Source organism: Luteitalea sp. TBR-22, assembly GCF_016865485.1.
GTDB lineage: Bacteria > Acidobacteriota > Vicinamibacteria > Vicinamibacterales > Vicinamibacteraceae > Luteitalea.
In genome coordinates this window covers 446,307-461,702 of record NZ_AP024452.1, presented here as the reverse complement: position 1 = coordinate 461,702, position 15,396 = coordinate 446,307, and the positions used below count along the sequence as shown (strand labels likewise).

General features: G+C 70.0%; 13 protein-coding genes. 3 read left to right on the top strand and 10 right to left on the bottom strand.

Translation table 11 applies throughout. The annotated features are described in order from the left end of the window. Positions 1–105 precede the first annotated feature (105 nt). The gene (locus tag TBR22_RS01945; protein ID WP_239491268.1) at positions 106–1,413 is read left to right on the top strand and encodes a sensor histidine kinase; all 1,308 of its coding nucleotides are present in this window, start codon (positions 106–108) and stop codon (positions 1,411–1,413) included. After that, entirely contained in the window at positions 1,410–2,195 is a 786-nt protein-coding gene (locus TBR22_RS01940; RefSeq protein WP_239491267.1) for a LytTR family DNA-binding domain-containing protein, read from the top strand. The genes TBR22_RS01945 and TBR22_RS01940 overlap by 4 nt, the downstream gene beginning before the upstream one ends. A 102-nt stretch (positions 2,196–2,297) precedes the next feature. Here TBR22_RS01940 and TBR22_RS01935 read toward each other — a convergent pair whose 3' ends face one another. The 5 genes from TBR22_RS01935 to TBR22_RS01915 all read right to left on the bottom strand — a co-directional run bounded on the left by TBR22_RS01935 (position 2,298) and on the right by TBR22_RS01915 (position 7,786). Then, entirely contained in the window at positions 2,298–2,840 is a 543-nt protein-coding gene (locus TBR22_RS01935; protein ID WP_239491266.1) for a cupin domain-containing protein, read from the bottom strand. 106 nt (positions 2,841–2,946) lie between these two features. After that, positions 2,947–3,732 carry an SDR family NAD(P)-dependent oxidoreductase gene (locus TBR22_RS01930; protein WP_239491265.1) on the bottom strand — a complete coding sequence of 262 codons (786 nt, stop codon included), beginning with the start codon at positions 3,730–3,732 and terminating at the stop codon, positions 2,947–2,949. A gap of 11 nt (positions 3,733–3,743) precedes the next feature. After that, positions 3,744–5,519 (bottom strand): PAS domain-containing sensor histidine kinase, encoded by a 1,776-nt coding sequence (locus tag TBR22_RS01925; RefSeq protein ID WP_239491264.1) that lies wholly within the window; start codon positions 5,517–5,519, stop codon positions 3,744–3,746. Between the two features lie 64 nt (positions 5,520–5,583). Further along, positions 5,584–6,723 (bottom strand): ATP-binding protein, encoded by a 1,140-nt coding sequence (locus TBR22_RS01920; RefSeq protein WP_239491263.1) that lies wholly within the window; start codon positions 6,721–6,723, stop codon positions 5,584–5,586. Between the two features lie 175 nt (positions 6,724–6,898). Continuing rightward, positions 6,899–7,786, bottom strand: a complete 888-nt coding sequence (locus TBR22_RS01915; RefSeq protein ID WP_370651563.1) for a PIG-L deacetylase family protein — start codon at positions 7,784–7,786, stop codon at positions 6,899–6,901. A gap of 236 nt (positions 7,787–8,022) precedes the next feature. On the opposite strand from TBR22_RS01915, the gene TBR22_RS01910 reads away from it, so the two are divergent. Further along, positions 8,023–10,137, top strand: coding sequence for a prolyl oligopeptidase family protein (locus TBR22_RS01910; protein WP_239491261.1), 2,115 nt, complete (start codon positions 8,023–8,025; stop codon positions 10,135–10,137). A gap of 121 nt (positions 10,138–10,258) precedes the next feature. On the opposite strand, the gene TBR22_RS01905 is transcribed toward TBR22_RS01910, so the two are convergent. The 5 genes from TBR22_RS01905 to TBR22_RS01885 all read right to left on the bottom strand — a co-directional run bounded on the left by TBR22_RS01905 (position 10,259) and on the right by TBR22_RS01885 (position 15,385). Further along, on the bottom strand, positions 10,259–11,773 hold the full coding sequence (locus TBR22_RS01905; RefSeq protein WP_239491260.1) for a sulfatase: 1,515 nt from the start codon (positions 11,771–11,773) through the stop codon (positions 10,259–10,261). Beyond that, entirely contained in the window at positions 11,770–12,216 is a 447-nt protein-coding gene (locus tag TBR22_RS01900) for a SufE family protein (RefSeq protein ID WP_239491259.1), read from the bottom strand. Before TBR22_RS01900 ends, TBR22_RS01905 begins: the two co-directional genes overlap by 4 nt. Before the next feature lie 158 nt (positions 12,217–12,374). Next, a complete protein-coding gene (locus TBR22_RS01895; RefSeq protein ID WP_239491258.1) occupies positions 12,375–13,250 on the bottom strand; it encodes a sulfurtransferase in 876 nt (291 codons plus the stop codon). A gap of 8 nt (positions 13,251–13,258) precedes the next feature. Next, complete coding sequence (locus TBR22_RS01890; RefSeq protein ID WP_239491257.1) at positions 13,259–14,521, bottom strand: ABC transporter permease; 1,263 nt, start codon at positions 14,519–14,521, stop codon at positions 13,259–13,261. A gap of 18 nt (positions 14,522–14,539) precedes the next feature. Continuing rightward, the gene (locus TBR22_RS01885; protein WP_239491256.1) at positions 14,540–15,385 is read right to left on the bottom strand and encodes an ABC transporter ATP-binding protein; all 846 of its coding nucleotides are present in this window, start codon (positions 15,383–15,385) and stop codon (positions 14,540–14,542) included. Positions 15,386–15,396 lie beyond the last annotated feature (11 nt).

Here is a 15,396-nt window from a genome sequence, read left to right as displayed (position 1 = left end):
CCGGCCGCCCTCACTGAACACTCACGCCCCGCTGTTCGTCCCACGCTCCATGCTCTTCGTCCCGGATCGCTTGTGGCCGGGCCGACGAGCGGGATAGGACGAGGCATGGCTCGGCTCAGTCGCGTGGGGCGTCCGTGGGACGCAGGGGAGGTCCTGTCGTCCGGGCGGGCCGGCGCCGGTGACAGCCAGCCGGGACCGGGCGGTTCGGCCGATGCCGACGGCGCCGAGGGCGGCCCGACGTCGTTTGCCACCATGGGCGAGTTGCGGTCGGCCGTGGTGGAGACGCTGCGTCGGCCGCACGCGAGCCACACCGATGCCATCGAACGGCGCGGCTGGGTGGTGCTCGCGGTGGTGCTGGTGGTGCTGAGCGTCGTCACGATGCCGCAGCTCGCCCTCCAGTACCGGATGCGGGGCGTGGACCTGCCGCTGGCCGAAATCGTGTTCTCAGGGTTTGCCACCTGGCTGCCCTTCCTGTTGCTGGCGCCGGCCATGTTCAGCGTGGCCCGCCGCTTTCCGCTCGAGCCCGGCAACTGGCGGCGGTCGTTCGGCGTGCATGTCCTGTCGTCGCTCGGGGTGTGCGTCGCCTACGCGGGCTGCCGCTGGGCAGTGAGCCACATCCCGCTGATCGACCCGACCCCGCTGCCCTTCTCGTGGCTGCTGGTCTCGCAGTTCTACCTGGCGTTCCAGTCCTACTGGGTGCTGGTCGCGGTGCATCAGGCCTGGCACAACTACAAGCGCTTCCGCGACCGGGCGCTGCGCGCCTCGCACCTCGAGGCGCGGCTGGCCAAGGCCCAGCTCGAGGTGCTCAAGGGCCAGCTGCACCCGCACTTCCTCTTCAACACGCTCAACGCCATCTCGACCCTCGTGCATCGGGACCCGACAGCGGCCGACGAGATGATTACGCAGCTCAGCGACCTGCTCCGCATGTCGCTCGACTCGATCGGGGTCCAGGAGGTGCGCCTGGGACAGGAAGTGGAGTTCCTGAGCCGCTACCTGGATATCCAGCGCACGCGCTTCCAGGATCGGCTGAAGGTCGACGTCGACGTCCCGGAACACCTGCTGCACGTGCTCGTACCTAATCAGGTGCTGCAACCCATCGCCGAGAACGCCATCAAGCACGGCCTGGCCACGCGGCCGGAGTGCGGGCGCATCGAGGTGAGCGCGCGTCGCAGCGGCCACTGGCTCGACCTGGCGGTGCGCGACGATGGCCCGGGCTTCCGCCTGGGCCCCGAGGGCCTGCCGGTCCGCGGGCTCGGGTTGCGCAACACCCGGGAGCGCCTGCGCGAGCTCTACGGCCCGGGGGCCGTGCTCACGCTCTCCAACCATCCCGATGGCGGCGCCGTGGTGCGGCTCCGCCTGCCGATCGGCGACGCCGCGGCCATGACCGCGTCGGTCGAAGGAGTCTCTGCATGACCTTGCGGACCCTCATCGTGGACGACGAACCCCTGGCGCGCGAGCGCGTGCGCATGATGCTCGGCATGCACGACGACGTGGCGGTCATCGGCGAGGTGGGCGACGGCGCCCAGGCCGTCGACGCGATTCGGGACCAGCGCCCCGACCTCGTGTTCCTCGACGTCCAGATGCCGGGGGTGGATGGCTTCGGGGTGCTGCGCGCGCTCGAGAGCGACGAGCTGCCGCACGTCGTGTTCGTGACCGCCTACGACCAGTACGCGCTGAAGGCCTTCGAGGTGCACGCGCTCGACTACGTGCTCAAGCCGTTCAACGCCGAGCGGTTCGGGCAGGCCCTGCAGCGGGCCCGCGCCGCCATCGCGAGGCGCCACGAGGGCGAGGCGATCGTCGACCGCGACCACCTGCGTTCGCTGGTGGCCTCGCTCACCGCCGAGCAGCGCGAGAAGCAGCGGATCGTCGTCAAGTCGTCGGGCCGCGTGTTCTTCGTCAAGGTGGACGACATCGACTGGATCGAGGCCGAGGGCAACTACGTGCGGCTGCACATGGGCGCCCAATCGCACCTGCTGCGCGAGACGATGAAGGGGATGGAGTCGGTGCTCGACACCGCGCAGTTCATCCGCATCCACCGCTCGACGATCGTCAACGCCGACCGGATCCGCGAACTCCAGCCGCTGTTCCACGGCGAGTACGCGGTCATCCTGCGCGACGGCACCCGCCTGGTGGCGAGCCGGGGGCCCGACAACCGCCTGAAGAAGCTGCTGGCCGAGGCGACGATTCACGGATAGGGGGGATCGCGGGTACGGGGACCGCCCTCCAGGACACGTGGGCGTCGAGCTCGAGCTCGGCGCTCAGCACGCAGCACTGACCGTCGACCTGAAGGTCGACGGCTACTGCGGCTGTCGGGTGAGCGCGAGAATGCGCTCGGCCTGCGTGGGCCATGCCGCGATCAGCGCCGCGCGCTCGCCCGCCTGGTAGTCGCTCACGTCGAACCCGGGCGCCATCGTCGTCCCCAGCAGCGCCCATCGCCCAGCCCTGAGCGACGTCGCAGACGGCCCGCCTGGGACCAGTCGGGTGCCCTGCCAACTGTCGCGCGGCGCGACGTGCTGCACGCGCTGCCCGGCGCGCAGATCCTGCCCGAGCACCACGACCTCGCTGCCGCCGTCCGGGTGCAGCAGCAGTTGCTCCACCGGGTCGCCCAGGTAGAAGTGGTAGACCTCGTCGGTCGGCAGCCGGTGCATCGCCGAGAAGCCGTCGGGATCGTCGGTCACCAGGTAGTAGATCGCGGTGCCGAGGGCCTTCTCGCCCGGATACCGCGCACCGAGCGTGCCACCCGCGACGCGTTCCGGCGCCTGCCACGTCTGGCGGAAGTACCCGCCCTCGCCCGGAAGCGGCGAGAGCCGCAAGAGCTGGATGAGTTCAAGGACCGTCATCTGCGCATTCCCTTTGCCCGGACCCGCTCCCCACTTGCCGACTCCCGACTCCCGACTCCCGACTCCCGACTCCCGACTCCCGATTCCCCACTCCCGATTCCCGCTCTCAATACGCCCTGTTCGTGAGCACGCCGCCATCGACGATCAGCTCCACGCCCGTGATCCAGCGCGCGGCTGGGGAGGCGAGGAACAGGCACGCATCGGCGACGTCCTCGAACTCGCCGAGGCGACCGAGGGGGGTGGCGGCCGTGTAGGCCTGCACGCCCTGCGGCCATGCCTCCGCGAGGCCCGGGCGGCCGATGAGGCCCGGCGACACGGCGTTGACGCGGATGCCCAGCGGCCCCAGCTCACGCGCAGCGGACCTGGTGTACATCACCACGCCGGCCTTCGCGGCGATGTAGTGGCTGTGCGCCGGCGCGACGTTGCTGGCCTCGATCGACGCGATGTTGACGATCGCTCCCGGGCGGCCGGCCTCGCGCAGCGCCCGGGCCGTGGCCTGCGTCACCAGGTGCACCGTCGACAGGTTCGCCGAGACGACCGCCTGCCACTCCGCGAAGTCGACGTCGATGATGGTGCCCAGTGGATACGTGCCCGCGTTGTTGACGAGGATGTCGACGGCGCCGAGGGTGCCCGTCACGGCACTCACGAGGCCCTCGACCTCGTCAGGGCGCGTGAGATCGGCGCCGAATGCACGGGCCTGTCCCCCGGCCTGCGTGATCGTGGCGACGACCGCGTCGGCGCCCGCCCGGCTGGTGTGGAAGTGCACGGCGACGCGCGCCCCGGCCTCGGCCAGGCGCGCGGCGATGCCCGTGCCAATCCCCGAACCGGCGCCGGTGACCAGGGCGGTGGTTCCCGTGAGGTCGAGGAGCGAAGCGACCGGAGGCGTGCGCATGCACGCCCATCTTACCGAGGCTCGAGCACCTCGGCGCCCCCGGAACCCGGCGCGGACTCGCGCGACGGCAGCAGCGCGCCAACGGCCCGCAACAACTGATCCGGCGTGCACGGCTTGGACAGCGACGCGGACACGCCGTCCGGCAGGGGATCGTCAGGACTGCTGCCCAGGCCGGTGAGGGCGAGGATGGGGACCGACACGGCCTGTGCGCGCAGGCGCGCCACCATCGCCGCGCCGCCCATCACGGGCATCACCAGGTCGGTGACGATGACGCGGATGACGTCGCCGTGCCGCTGCCAGGCTTCCAGGCCTTCCTGCCCGTTGGAGGCCTCGACCACCGCGTAGCCTGCGGAGGCGAGGGCCCGGACCAGGCCGTGCCGCACGGCCAGTTCGTCCTCGACCAGCAGGATCGCGCTGCCGTCGCCGGCCGGCACCTCATCGTCCGGATCGTCGTCGGCCGCCGAGTCGAGGGTCGAGGCGGGCAGGTAGACGGCAAAGGTCGAGCCACCGCCCCGCTGGCTCTCGACGGCGATCGCCCCGCCGTGGCCGCGGACGATTCCGAGCACCGTCGACAGGCCGAGGCCAGTGCCCTTGCCCGGCTCCTTGGTGGTGAAGAAGGGATCGAAGATCCGCTCGCGGTCGGCCTCGGCGATGCCCTCACCGGTGTCGATCACGGCCAGGCACACGTGTCGCCCGACACGCGGCGGCACGTCGGGCAACTCGGAGCCGTCGAGCGCGACGTTGGCGGCGCGCAGGGTCAGGCGGCCGCCGTGCGGCATGGCATCGCGGGCGTTGATGCACAGGTTCATCAGCACCTGGTGCATCTGGGTGATGTCACCCTGCACGGTCCAGAGGTCCGAGGCGATCTCGGCGCGGATGTCGATGTCGCGCGGGAAGGTCTCCTGCGCGATCTTGGCCATCTCGCGCACGAGGTGGCGCAGCGGCAGCGCCACGCGAGCGCCCGGGGCGCCGCGCGCGAACGTGAGCAGCTGCCTGATGATGTCGGCGCCGCGCCTGGCGCATTGCTCGAGGGTGTCGATGAGGGAGCGGTCCTCGGGCGACGTGAGGCTCTCGCGCAGCAGCGGCGCCATCACGAGCACCGGGGTGAGCACGTTGTTCAGGTCGTGGGCGATGCCGCTGGCCAGCGCGCCGACCGCCTCGGTCCGCTGCGACCGCAACACCTGCAGCTCGAGCAGCTTGCGCTCGGTGATGTCCTGCACCACGCCGGAAACGGCCGTGAGGGCACCGGCGTCGTCGCGCCGCACGTCGCCGACCTCGACCCAGATGGTGCGAACCGACCCGTCGCTGCGGAGCACGCGGCACTCGACCGGCCACGTCGGCTCACCGGCGCGCAGGCGGCAGCGGAGGTCGTCGAGCAACTGGCAGTCGTCGGGATGGATTGCGGCGAGGAGCCGTGCGCCGGTCAGGGCCGACGTGGCAGGGTCGAGGCCGAAGATCTCCAGCAGCTGCCCGGACCCTTCGATGCGCGACCCGTCGGCCGCCCACACCCAATGGCCGACGTGCGCGATCCGCTGCGCACGCTGCAACTGCGCGGTGGTCTCGGCCAGCGCGAGCTCGGCGCGGGCCCGGCGCCCCAGTTCAACGCGGAGCAGGCCCCAGAGCAGCGCCGCCGTGACGGCGACGAACACGACGCCCTTGAGCGTCCCGTACACCGCGTACGAGGCGTGGTCGGGGAACAGGGCGCCGAGCGCACGATCGGAGAGCAGGATCCAGAGGGACGCAAAGATCGCGTACGCGCCGACGACGCGGGCAATCGACGAGGTCACACTGCCGGAGCCAGGCGTCGAAGGCCGGTCCATCGGTCACGCCAGTATGCGGCCTACCGGCGACTCACGCGTCCATCGGCAGGTCGAGCACGAACACGGTGCCGGTGGCGGCGTTGGAGCCGAAGCGCAGCGTGCCGTCGAGATAGCGCTCGGCGAGGAGCCGTGCGCCGTAGGTCCCGAGGCCCCGTCCGGACCCGCGGGTCGAGTATCCGCGCTGGAAGACCTGCAGGCGAGCGGCCTGGGGCATGACCGACGGGTTGTGGATCGTGAAGATGGCCCGCGGTCCGGTGCACACGTGCCGCAGCGTCACCTGCTGGCCACGTGCCGTCGCCTCCAGCGCGTTCTTCACGAGGTTGCCCAGGACCCGCCGCAGGAGCATGGGGTCGGTGTTCATGGCGGGCGCCGCGGCGAACACCTCGGCGACCAGTGTCTTGCCCTCGGCGACCTCGTGCTGCGCGTAGAGGTGCCGGATGTCGTCGAGCACCGCGGCGGGACGCACCTGGACACGTTGGACCGGCAAGGTGCCCGCCTCGGCGGCCACCAGGTCGCGATGCGCCTGCAGTTCCTCCACCAGGTGACTGGCGAGCCTGGAGGCCATGGGAGCGAGGGTGGCGGCCTCCTCGGGCGCCAGGTCGGGCCAGGCGTCGAGCAGGCCCTGGAGCCCGCCAGCGGCATTGAGCGCGTCGTGGAAGAACATGCGCTCCAGGACGCGCCGGCGCTCGGCGTCGCTGGTGTCGTGCAGCACCACCATGATGGCGCGCACGCCGTCGACGTCGAGGGGCGCGCAGTTGACGTCGGCACTGAAGGCGACCTCGCCCTGCTCGCCATCGTCACGGCGAATCCGGCACTCGTGCGTTGCCGGCTTCTGCAGCAGGCGCGACTCCCGCAGCGCCTGCGCCGCGCCGCACATCGCGCACGCTTCCGTGGTGCCGCATCCGTTGGGTTGCTCGAGGGCGTGCACGCAGCCCAGGACCTCGCCGATCCGCCGTCCGGCCAGTTGGGCGCGCCCGGCGCCGGCCAGGTGCGCGAGCCGCGAATTGGCGGCGATGATCTCCCGGTCGGGATTCAACAGGGCGGCTGGCGAGGCCACGCCCTCGAGCATGGCGACCACCAGCGGGGCGGCATGGACATGGGTCGACTGCGCATCGAGGACGTCTGGCGCCGTGCGCTGGGGAGTGTCGAAGAAGGTGGCCCGGACGGTCATCGCTGCCTCGAAAGTGTGGTCGTCGCGTTTCCTCCCTGCCGCGCGTGGCAGGGGATCGGGGCGATCGAGGAGGATATCGGCCGGCTCGCGGGAAGGATGAGTTCTGTCTCGATCTGGTGCACAGGGGCGACTCGCGTGGCCGTCGGCGCGGCCACGCGTAACCGCCCCCGGTCGGCTACTGCGGCAGGAAGGGGAACAGCCGCTTGATGTCCTCGGCGGTCGGGCGCCGGCCGTACTCGCAGATCTCGAAGGCCTCGGCCTGCTGGACCTTCGCGGCCCCCTCCTTGCCGTAGTACTTCTCCAGGGCGGCGCGCACCGCGGCGTTGGGCGCGTTGGCGCGCGTCTTCTTCAGCCACTCCCGCCGCGCCTTGACGTCCTTGGGCACCTGATCGAGGTTGCCGGCGTGCCACGGCAGCCACTCGTAGACCTGCGACACGTGCGCGTCGAGGGCGTCGATCTTCTTGTCGAACGTGTCGGTGATGTCGACGGCGATGTCGGGCGCGAACGGGTTCGGCTTCTGGAAGTTGTCCTGGTAGTACAGGAACACGGGGTTCTTCTTCAGCGCCGGGACGTGCGTGAGGATGTTGGGCACGGTCACCATGAAGGCCGCGTCCTGCAGCAGCACACCCGTGTAGCGATGATCCGGGTGATAGTCGTTGGGTCGGGGACCGAGCACGAGGTCGGCGTTGACCTGCCGAATCTGCGCAATGATCTGCTCGCGCACGTCGAGCGACGGCACCAGTTCGCCGTCGTGGTTGTCGAGCACGACGTACTCGATGCCGAGGCGACGGCCGACTTCCTGGGCCTCGGCGCGCCGCCGCGCCGCGAGGATGCCGCCGCCCATCTCGTGGTGGCCGGCATCGCCGTTGGTCACCGCCACGAAGCGGACCTTGTGGCCGGCGGCGACCCACTTGGCCGCGGTGCCCGCCGACCGGATGTCGCAGTCGTCGGGATGCGCCCCGAACATGATGATGCTGAGCTTGCCGGCCTGCGCGGGCTGGGCGGAAGCGGCCGAGGCGCCTGCGAGCGCGACGACCAGCGTCGAAGACAGGATGGTTTTCAAGGACACGACGGACTCCTGGGAGAGGTGACAGGCGATGCCGCCTGACGGCTGCAGCGTATACGAAACAGGGGGAGGGCGCGGCTCCGACCGCGCCGTTGGTGTCTGGCCAACGGCGGGGTGGGGACACCCTGACCTACCGGTGACGAGCCCGGAACCCGGTCCCCGGTGCTGCTGATGTGCTATCAAGGACTTTCGGAGTTTCCCAGACGATGCACAGCCGATTGCTTGCCCTTGCCATGACCGCACCGCTCGTCGCGGCCGGATCGTCCGCCCTCGCGCAGACGACGGCGCCGCCGCCCGCCCCGACCTCCTACCCGCAGACGAAGAAGGTCGATCAGGTCGACGACTACTTCGGGACGAAGGTCGCCGACCCGTACCGCTGGCTCGAGGACGACAACGCCGCCGACACCAAGGCCTGGGTCGAGGCGCAGAACGCCGTCACCTTCGGCTACCTGTCGAAGATCGCGGGACGCGACGCCATCAAGCAGCGGCTCACGACCCTGTGGAACTACGAGCGCTACGGCCTGCCACGCAAGCGGGGCGCGCACTACGTGTTCACGCGCAACGACGGCCTGCAGAACCAGGCGGTCTACTACCGCGCCGCAAGCCTCGACGCGACGCCGGAGGTCCTCCTCGACCCGAACACGCTGTCCGGTGACGGCACCGTGGCGGTCGGCGGCACCACGTTCTCCGACGATGGCCGGTACATGGCGTACTCGCTCTCGGAGAGCGGCTCGGACTGGATCCGCTGGAAGGTCCGCGAAGTGGCGACGGGCAAGGACCTGCCCGACGAGATCCGCTGGTCGAAGTTCTCGGGCGCGGCGTGGCTGCACGACGGCTCGGGCTTCTTCTACAGCCGGTACGACGCCCCGAAGGAAGGCGCCGCCCTCACCGGCGTCAACAAGGACCAGAAGGTCTACTTCCACAAGCTGGGGACGTCGCAGGACGCCGACCCGCTCGTCTACGCCCGCCCCGACAAGCCCGATTGGGGCCTGGGCGCCGACGTCACCGACGACGGCAAGTACCTGCTCATCTACCAGACCGAGGGCACCGACCCGAAAAACCGCATCTTCGTGAAGGACCTGACGAAGGCCGACGCGAAGGTCGAGCCCTTCCTCGACCAGTACGACGCCTCCTACAACATCGTCGGCAACGACGGCGCCACGTTCTACGTGCTCACCAACCAGGGCGCGCCGCGCAAGCGGCTCGTCGCCATCACGCTCGGCCAGGCCGCGCCGTCGGCGTGGAAGACGCTGATCCCCGAGGGGCCGAAGCAGGACGTGCTCGACGATGTGACGATGGCCGCCGATCGCTTCGTGGCGACGTGGCAGATCGACGCGCAGAACAAGCTGCGTATCTACGGACGCGACGGGGCGGTGCAGTCCGAGGTGGCGTTGCCGACGATCGGCGCGGTGTCCTTCAGCGGGCGTCGCGAGCAGGCCGAGGGCTACTACGCGTTCTCGTCGTTCGCGTACCCGACGGCGATCTTCCGCCTCGACGTCGCTACCGGCCGCAGCACGATCTTCAAGCAGCCGAAGGTCGCCTTCGACCCGGCGCAGTACGAGACGACGCAGGTGTTCTATCCGTCGAAGGACGGCACCCGCATCCCGATGTTCATCACCCACAGGAAGGGGCTGGCCAGGTCGGGCGCGAACCCCACGTACCTGTACGGCTATGGCGGCTTCGACATCTCGCTGACGCCGTCCTTCTCGCCGGCCAACCTGGCGTGGATGGAGATGGGAGGCGTCTACGCGGTGGCCAACCTGCGCGGCGGCGGCGAGTACGGCAAGGCGTGGCACGACGCCGGCCGCCTGAAGAACAAGCAGAACGTGTTCGACGACTTCATCGCCGCGGCCGAGTACCTGATCGGCGAGAAGTACACGTCGACGCCGAAGCTGGCGATCGGCGGCGGCAGCAACGGCGGCCTGCTGGTCGGCGCGGCGATGACGCAGCGCCCTGACCTGTTCGGCGCGGCGCTACCGGCCGTCGGCGTGATGGACATGCTCCGCTTCCACAGGTTCACGATCGGCTGGGCGTGGAAGTCGGACTACGGCAGTTCCGAGACGAAGGAGGGCTTCGACGTCCTCTACAAGTACTCGCCGCTGCACAACCTGAAGCCCGGCACCGCCTACCCGGCGACGATGGTCACCACCGCCGACCACGACGACCGCGTGGTGCCGGCGCACAGCTTCAAGTTCGCGGCGGCGCTGCAGGCCGCGCACAAGGGGCCACAGCCGGTGCTGATCCGCATCGAGACCAAGGCCGGCCACGGCGCCGGCAAGCCGACCAGCAAGCAGATCGAGGAGGCCGCCGACAAGTGGGCCTTCCTGAAGGCGAACCTGGGATTCTGATAATTCGAAATTGGAAATTTGATATTGATCGGCGGCCGGCCTCTCGGCCTTGCCGCTCGACACATCCCGAGGGGCGGCGGCGAAGCCGCGCCCCCGCGAACTTCAAATTTCCAATTTCAAATTACGGGGCGGGCTTGAACAGCAGCCCCGTCTCCTTCAGCAGCGGGTCGTCGATCGACCGCATCCACTCCCGTAGCCGCGCCTCCATGGCGCGGCGCCGCTCGCGCTGCTCCGGCGCGTTCCACAGGTTCTTCCGCTCGCCCGGATCGGCCTTCAGGTCGAACAGCTGGTCCTTCGTGGTGGTGCCGTACGACCGCACCAGCTTCCAGCCCGTCTCGCGGATCATGCGCAGGTGCGCAATCGCGTAGTGGTGGATGTCGTACTGCCCGTACACGGTGTCGCGCCACTGCGGCACGGCCTCGCCCCGCAGGAACGGCGAGATGTCGCGGCCGTGGCGAGGCGCGTCGGCCGGCATCGGCACGCCGGCCAGCGCCAGCAGCGTCGGGTACAGATCCTCGAACGCCACCAGCGCGTCGACCACCCGCCCGCCGCCGATGCCGGGGCCGCGCACCAGGAACGGCGGCTTGAGCGACGTGTCGAACATGTTCGGCATCGTCGGGCCGTTGACGCCGCCGACGATCCACGTGCCGTTGCCCTTGGTGTGCAGCCCGTGGTGCCCGATGTTGTAGCCGTGATCGCTCGTGAAGATCACGTGCGTGGTGCGGTCGAGGCCCGACGCGGCGAGCGCGTCGAGGAGCCGCCCGATGTTGCGGTCGATCGAATGCACGCTCGCGTAGTACTCGCGCGTCCACTGACGCACCTGTGCCTGGTCGAGCCCCGGGAACACCGGGATGGCCACGTTCGCGTCGCGGAACGGCGCCATGTCCTGCTCGGGAACCGGGCCGTACGGCGTGTGCGGCGCCCGGTAGTGCACCGACAGCGCGAAGGGCCGGCCCGGGTCCGCTGCCAGGAAGCGCAGCACATCGTCGGTGACGACGTCGGGCTCCGGCCCGGTAGCGGCCTTCACCTCGCCGTCGCGTTCGAAACGCGGGTTCATCGGCTCGTTGCCACCACCGAGGAACCCGAAGAAGTACCCGTACCCGTGCCGCGTCGGATGGAACTGCGGCAGCGACCCGAGATGCCACTTGCCGATGAGCCCCGTGCGGTAGCCGGCGCGCTGCAGCGCCTCGGCCCACGTGGTGGTCTCGGGCGGCAGGCCGACACCCGCCGCGTTCTCCTCGGGATTGATCCAGTCGGTGATGCCGACCTCGGTGCCGTAGCGCCCGGAGAGCAGGGTGGCGCGGCTGGGCGAGCACACCGGTGACGGCGTGAAGACGTTGGTGAACCGCACGCCGTCCCTGGCCAGCCTGTCGATCTGCGGCGTTCGCGCGTCGGCGTTCCCGTAGGAGTTCAGCGTCCACTCCGCCTGGTCGTCGGTGACGATGACGATCAGGTTGGGACGGGAGTCGGGAGTCGGGAGTCGGGAATCGCGGGCCTGTTCACGGGAGTCGGGAGTCGGGCGTCGGGAGTCGAGGCGACCTGTGGCGCCGGCCAGCAGGCGTGCGTCGAGCCCGGAGGTCGCGAGGACCGCGAGCGCCGCGAGGACGGGAACTGCCAGGAGGGCGTGTCGCTTCATGCCTGTCGGTTCTTCAGCGCGTCGCGCGTGAGCGCCTGCACGGCCAGGACCATGGACGTGAGCCCCATCCCCTTGCCCATGGAGATGTTCTGGCGGAACACGCGCTCGACGATGCCGGTGTCGAGCGCGAGGACGTCCCCGGCAGGCTGGCCGTTGTAGACCTTCCGGAGAATCACCGCCAGCGCGCGCGCCGAGATGCCGCTCGGGTTCTCGACGGCGAAGTCGAGGTGCAGCGTGCCATCAGGGTTGATTCGCGACCACACGTACACCTCCGACTCGCACTGCGGCACCTGGTGGCTCTTCGGGAACGGCCGCGTCGCCACGTCGGCAGGCACTTCCGTGAACTTGTCCGAGAACCCGATCAACAGCTCGGCCCGGTCGGCCGGGTCGGCGAACATGTCGAGCGTCTCGTGGAGTTCGTCGAGCTTCTCTTGAGTGGTCATGCGTCGGCCTTCGTCATTCGGCCTTCGAAACGAGCGCGGCTCAGGGCTCAGGGCTCAGAAAGCATTCTGACTAGCGACTGAGGGGGTCTCCGAGCCTTGGAACTTGAGCCTCGAGCGTTCGGCGTTCGTGAACGCCAAACGTCAAACGTCAAACGTCACTAACGCTCCGGCCCCTTCTCCACCGGCACGCCCACCAGGTTGCCCCACTCGGTCCAGCTGCCGTCGTAGTTGCGGATGTTACCGAAGCCGAGCAGGTACTTCAGCGTGAACCACGTGTGGCTGCTTCGCTCGCCGATCCGGCAGTAGGCAATGGTCTCCTTGCCCGGGTCGAGGTGCTTCTCGCCGAGATAGATCGCCTTCAGCTCGTCGGCCGTCTTGAAGGTGCCGTCCTCGGGGTTGATGGCCCGCGCCCACGGCACACTCTTCGCGCCGGGGATGTGCCCGCCGCGCATCGCGCCTTCCTGCGGGTACTCGGGCATGTGCAGCTTGGCGCCCGTGTACTCGTCGGGCGAGCGGACGTCCACCAGCTGGCCGCCGGCCTCGCTGTGGGCCAGCACCTGCTCACGGAACGCGCGGTGCGACGCGTCGTCGCGGGCCGCCGGCACCGGGTAGGTCGAGGGGGCGTAGGAGGGCACCTCGCGCGTCAGCGGGCGCCCTTCCTTCTCCCACTTCAGCCTGCCGCCGTCGAGGATCCGGGCGTTGTCGTGGCCGAACAACTGGAAGACCCAGAACGCGTAACAGGCCCACCAGTTGTTGCGGTCGCCGTAGAAGACCACCGTCGTCTCCGGCGTGATCCCGAAGCGGGAGACGAGCGCCGCAAAAGCCTCGGCGGCGATGTAGTCGCGCCGCAGCGGGTCGTTCAGGTCGTTGGTCCAGTCGATCTGCACGGCCCCAGGGATGTGCCCCGAGGGGTACACGAGCGGGTCCTCGTTGGACTCGACAAGGCGCACGGACGGGTCCTGCAGGTGCTCGGCGACCCAATCGGTGCTCACGAGGCGTTCGGGGTGGGCGTAGCCCTTCTCGGCAATGGACATGACGCCCATCATGCCACCTCACTGCGTCGCGCGCCGACGATGAACGTCACGGCGGCGACCGCCAGCAGGATGGCGCAGGGCAGCAGCATCTCCGTGACGCCGAAATCCCGCCAGATCGCCCCCTCCAGCGCGAGGATGGCCCAGCGGACGGGACTCAGGACGCTGAGCTTGGCCAGCCAGGGCGGCATCACCATGAGCGGCACCATCGCGCCGCCGAGCAGGAACAACGGCATCATGATCGCCGGCGCCATGCCGCCGATGCCCTGCTCGGTGGTGGCCATCGAGGCCAGCAACAGGATGATCCCGACGAAAGCAGCGCCGGTGCAGATCATCGCCACCAGCATCAGCCCCCACGACGAGGGCCGCAGCCCGAACACGGCCACGCCGAGCACGATCAGCATCACCTCGACGATCACGATGGCGAACAGGGCGGCGAGCGACTTGCCCGCCAGGATCTGCCCGCGCGACATCGGCGACACCTGCAACCGCACCATCGTGCCGCGCACCCGTTCGGAGGCGAACGTCGTGCCGAAGGCCATGACGCAGCCGAACACGGCCCACAGGACGGCCATCGGGAACGTGACGTCGTAGCCGTTGTTCGGGCCGGTGCGCTGTCGCGCGATGTCCTGCTGCACGATGCGCAGGGGCTCCCAGCCGGGGCCGGCAGGCTGTCCGGCGGCGGGCTCGGCCGGCCGCGCGTCGGGGGTGGCCAGGAACGTGTCGAGCTGGCCGAGGAACGACTCGAGCGCGGGGCTCCGCCCGGGCGCGTCGCGGCGCAGGTCCTCGAGGGTCTTCTGCACCGACGGTCGCGCCGACGCGGGGTCGGTGAACAACGACTGGAGGCGCTCGGCGCCCTGTTGCATCAGCAGGCCCTCGAGCATGCCGCGCTCGGCCTGCCGGCTCGGGTCCGTGAACACCTCGACCTGCGGGGGCGTGCCGTGGAACAGGCGCGTCGAGGCCTCGCCGAACCCCGGGCGCAGCACGATGGCCGCCGTGCGCTGGCCCTTGCGGACCGCCTCGAGCGCCTCGGCCCGCGTGGCGCGCACGCCAGCGAACGACTCGCGGGCGACGAGCCTGTCGACGAAGGCCTTCGAGGCAGCGGTGCCGTCCTCGTCGACGACCGCCACCGGAATCTTCGGACTCGGCCGGTTCGATCCACCGAACAGGACGCCGAACAGCACGGCCACGCAGAGCGGCCAGACGAACGTGAAGAACAGCGAGATTCGCTGGCGCGAGAACGTGCGCAGGTCCTTCAGGGCGATTGCGAGCATGCCTCCCATGGCGTGACCTCAGTCCCTCAGCGTGTGGCCGGTGAGCGAGAGGAAGACCTGCTCCAGCGTCGGCTCCTCGACGCGGAACGACTCGAGCTGCCCCTCGGACGACAGGCGGTTCAGCTCCGTGAGCGGGTCGCGGGTCTCGATGACGACGTCGCGGCCGGCGACGCGGGCGTGCAGCCGCGGCGGCCCGCCGTACGTGCGCAGGAGGCCCGCCACGGTGTCGAGCGCCCGCATGCGCCCGGCGTCCATGATGGCGATGCGGTCGCAGAGGCGCACCGCCTCCTCCATGTAGTGCGTGCTGTAGACGAGGGTGCGGCCCTGCGCGCGCAGCGCCTCGATGCTGTCGAAGATGGCGTTGCGCGACTGCGGGTCGACGCCGACCGTCGGCTCGTCGAGCAGCACGAGGTCGGGCTCGTGCAGCACCGCCGCCGCGATGTTCAGGCGGCGCTTCATGCCGCCCGAGTACCCGCCGACCAGGTCGCGACGCCGCTCGGTCAGGCCGACGAACGCCAGCGCCGCGTCGACACGCGTGCGCAGGGCCTGCCCCGTGAGGCCGTACAACTTGCCGAAGAACTGCAGGTTCTCCTCGGCGCTCAGCAGGTCGTACACGGCAAGGTTCTGCGGCGCGAGCCCCAGGCGGCGGCGAGCGGCCGGCGCGCTGGGCGTGCCGTGCGTGCCGATGGCCACCTGGCCGGCATCGGGGGCCAACAGGCCGGTGGCGACGTGCATGGTGGTGCTCTTGCCGGCGCCGTTCGGGCCGAGCAGGCCGAGGATCTCCCCCGGGCGGACCTCCAGCGACAGGTCGTCGACCGCGACCCGATCGCCGTACCGCTTCACGATGTGGGACAGGACGAGCATGATCTGCTGAT

What these genes read in the sequence shown, in the direction of transcription:
- TBR22_RS01945 (WP_239491268.1), top strand. Translation starts at nt 106, where the DNA reads ATGGCTCGGCTCAGTCGCGTGGGGCGTCCGTGGGACGCAGGGGAGGTC.
- TBR22_RS01940 (WP_239491267.1), top strand. Translation starts at nt 1,410, where the DNA reads ATGACCTTGCGGACCCTCATCGTGGACGACGAACCCCTGGCGCGCGAG.
- TBR22_RS01935 (WP_239491266.1), bottom strand. Translation starts at nt 2,840, where the DNA reads ATGACGGTCCTTGAACTCATCCAGCTCTTGCGGCTCTCGCCGCTTCCG.
- TBR22_RS01930 (WP_239491265.1), bottom strand. Translation starts at nt 3,732, where the DNA reads ATGCGCACGCCTCCGGTCGCTTCGCTCCTCGACCTCACGGGAACCACC.
- TBR22_RS01920 (WP_239491263.1), bottom strand. Translation starts at nt 6,723, where the DNA reads ATGACCGTCCGGGCCACCTTCTTCGACACTCCCCAGCGCACGGCGCCA.
- TBR22_RS01910 (WP_239491261.1), top strand. Translation starts at nt 8,023, where the DNA reads ATGACCGCACCGCTCGTCGCGGCCGGATCGTCCGCCCTCGCGCAGACG.
- TBR22_RS01905 (WP_239491260.1), bottom strand. Translation starts at nt 11,773, where the DNA reads ATGAAGCGACACGCCCTCCTGGCAGTTCCCGTCCTCGCGGCGCTCGCG.
- TBR22_RS01900 (WP_239491259.1), bottom strand. Translation starts at nt 12,216, where the DNA reads ATGACCACTCAAGAGAAGCTCGACGAACTCCACGAGACGCTCGACATG.
- TBR22_RS01895 (WP_239491258.1), bottom strand. Translation starts at nt 13,250, where the DNA reads ATGTCCATTGCCGAGAAGGGCTACGCCCACCCCGAACGCCTCGTGAGC.
- TBR22_RS01890 (WP_239491257.1), bottom strand. Translation starts at nt 14,521, where the DNA reads ATGCTCGCAATCGCCCTGAAGGACCTGCGCACGTTCTCGCGCCAGCGA.
- TBR22_RS01885 (WP_239491256.1), bottom strand. Translation starts at nt 15,385, where the DNA reads ATGCTCGTCCTGTCCCACATCGTGAAGCGGTACGGCGATCGGGTCGCG.